Origin of the sequence: Moorena sp. SIO4E2 (genome assembly GCF_010671945.1) — a bacterium.
Lineage (GTDB): Bacteria > Cyanobacteriota > Cyanobacteriia > Cyanobacteriales > Coleofasciculaceae > Moorena > Moorena producens.
Map to the genome: position 1 here is coordinate 1 of NZ_JAAHIE010000745.1, position 2,998 is coordinate 2,998.

At 42.0% G+C, this 2,998-nt stretch carries 3 protein-coding genes; all 3 read right to left on the reverse strand.

Annotated elements, in window-relative coordinates:
• Nucleotides 1-69: 69 nt before the first annotated feature.
• Nucleotides 70-270: a nitrate/nitrite transporter NrtS gene (gene nrtS, locus F6K37_RS36405; RefSeq protein ID WP_287255851.1), complete on the reverse strand. Its 201-nt coding sequence runs from the start codon at nucleotides 268-270 to the stop codon at nucleotides 70-72.
• Between the two features lie 157 nt (nucleotides 271-427).
• Nucleotides 428-1,786, reverse strand: a complete 1,359-nt coding sequence (locus F6K37_RS36410) for a chloride channel protein (protein ID WP_009149027.1) — start codon at nucleotides 1,784-1,786, stop codon at nucleotides 428-430.
• 740 nt (nucleotides 1,787-2,526) lie between these two features.
• A partial coding sequence (locus F6K37_RS36415; protein WP_287255853.1) for a helix-turn-helix transcriptional regulator occupies nucleotides 2,527-2,998 on the reverse strand: 472 nt, incomplete at its 5' end.

A 2,998-nucleotide genomic window follows, 5' to 3' on the forward strand; every position in this document is an offset into this window, starting at 1 on the left:
TGAACATCTACCTCTCTATTATGCCAGGGTACATGTAGTCCAGTTCTCTACTCATTTAATTCGCGATTATTAATCGCGAATTAAATGAGTACCTATTCCTGTCTTTTTTCCAAAATGGGATGCTCCCTGTTGAGTCATCTGTCCTTGTAGGAGAGCAGAACCATGATTGATCACAAACAGAACTGAGCCAACGACCAAAGCCACCCTCAGCGCAGTTGGCATCAATTCGAGATCAACAACACTTAGACAGAACTCTTTTAAAGATTTCACCCTGTACCTATCTAGGAAGCTGTTAACGATACAATTTTACCTAACTGATGGTTTTTTTTGGCGGTTGACTCTTAATTACCCAATTAGCTAACTTCTCAACAAAAAAACTGATTTTGTTGACTGACTAAATCCTTGACTAACTCAGACTTAAGTCTTCTTAAGCCATTACTGGTATACCCTCCTGACTACGCGATCGCTGAGTTTTCAGCAAAGAAATATTAGTAGTTAACAAGAAACTGGCAAAGCTAGCAATAGCAATAATTGGAAGAATCGATGTATCAGACAGAACGCTAAGAATAACCGTGCTACTGACCGGTGTTTTGGTGACAGCCACATTCACCGCTGCCATCAGGCAAAGCATAGCAATGGTGGGATGAATTTCGGGTAAGGCGATGGAGATAGCTAAACCCAGATTGGCACCGATGAAAAATAGAGGAAAGATAAATCCGCCTCTAAACCCACCGTGGAGGGTAAAACTGATCGCAAACATTTTTGCCAAGGCAATCCCCAGTAACATGGTTACCCCCAAAGTGGGACCTTGTTCAATCACTGTTTCAATTTGCTCCTCACTAAAAAATAGGGTTTGGGGAAAGAATACAGCAATCAACCCAATAGATAATCCGCCTAGTGTAGCTAGCAAAATATGGCGATGTTCAATAGATTTAATCCAAGACTTGGTAAAGCGAAAGATATAGATAAACACGATAGCAGCTAATCCACCAGCAACCCCGAGTAATCCACCCTCAATTAAATTTAGCCAGGACAGAGTAGGTAATGTATCAAAAAGGTTAAAGCGGTAAATTCCTCCCACATTTAACCCAGTACCAAAGCGGAAAACAGAGAAGCTAAAAATTGACGCGACAATGGCTGGTACGATGGCTTCATAGTATTCCAGACTCCGGCGGTGGGGAATTTCTAGGGCAAACAATGCCCCCCCGATCGGCGCACCAAAAAAGGCACCAAGAGCAGCACTCATCCCGCAGAAGGTCAATATCCGGATATGGCTGATTGCCAGTTTAAGCTTGACTCCTAGCCAGCTACCTAAGCTACCATTAATCTGTACCAAAGGTGCTTCTGGTCCAGCACTCCCGCCAGCGGTGATGGAAATTAGAGAGGTCACAATCATGCCAGGAGTTTGACGAGGCTCCATCCTACCTGGATCGTGAACTTTTTCGATCACCAACGCCATTTCACCGGGTAACCCCAAGAAGTACAGGGATAAGCCCACGAAAAACCCACCAATGGTAGTGGCAATCCACACATAATTCCAAGAGGGTATCCAACTGGGGAAATAGGGTTCTAGAAATTCGGGCAACCAATGCCAAACAAAATGCAAACACTGTTCTAGGACAAAATAGTAACTAGTTGCTACTAATCCGCCAGCAATGCCAATCCCTGTAGCGCAGAGGATTAGCTTTATATAAGCTAGCTTGACGGGTTGATTGTAGCTATCTGATTTTTCCGTCTGATTAGTCCTTTGATTTACCGATGATACTTGAGCCGTCTCTGATGTCATTGTTGTCATGACCCAGTTGTCTTTTACGAGAATTGGTTATTTTTTCATCATGGACAACAATAACTTAAATAGATAGAGTTACTATGTATCGGGTGCATGAAATTCAATTGCTTTTTACATAAAAAAATCTTTAATGTATATTTTGCATGAATTTAAAATGTTTTTTGCATAAAGTAGTTTTCATAACGTTTAAAACTGACTTATCATTAACAATAGAAACCCTTGGTGAATAGGGGGTGATCGGTTAGGGGAATTTTGCCCTCGTCTAGTCTGATGGTTCAATACCTAACATTGATTGAGGTAAGCCTGACAAGAGTTTGCCTGAGTCGGGGGTGTTGCTACAGACTACAACAAACCCTCCGAGTGCAACTCCTCTAATTGGTAAGCCAGATGCAGCAGCTAGTCCACAACTGCTCGCTTCAAATCATTGGTCTAGCTGCAAAGCACTGGCTTAAGGTTTTAGCTGTAAGCATTCAGCTAATGCGCTACGCGAACAGTTTTTGAAGAAAAGAGGCAAGGATTCGTTTAATGTGAGTTACTTCTACTGATGGGATTTTCCCCAGACTTTCAATTGGGTGCATCTCATATTTGTAAAAAAGACGGGAAGTGTGGGACCCGGGCGCGGGGAGTGTGGGAAGTATGGAGATTTTATTAGAATTTTTGCCTAATTGCATGCATTGAGATGCACCCCTTTCAATTCTCATTAATCTCGAATTAAATTCGACCGTTCGAGGTTTATTTTAAGCTGACAGCTGACAGCTGACGGCTGTCAGCTTACGTTTAGCATGAATATTTTTCATGTGCTTCTTCACTGTGCTGAGGGTAATGAATAGCTTAGCGGCAATGTCTTTATAGGAGTAATTGACTCGACGCAGTAACCAGACTTCTGCTTCACGAGGAGTTAAACCATAGTGGTAAACTTCTGCAAGCACTAGATTTTGAATGGATTGATGTTGGTCTTCAAGAGTGACTAAAATAAAAGGCTCTTTGGATAACTCTAATTTGAGCCATCGAACTCGTATCCGAACAGGAGTTGACTGACTCGTAGTAAGATAAGAATCTATAATAACTGCCTGAGAATGATAGGACTTAAAACTGTACTTCAAAGCTTGGCAGATACGCCAGATTTGTTTAGGCACCAAATTAGATGGTTTACTGTCTGGTGTGAGTTTATGCAACAGAAGGCGAGCAGATTCATTGGCATGAAGTATC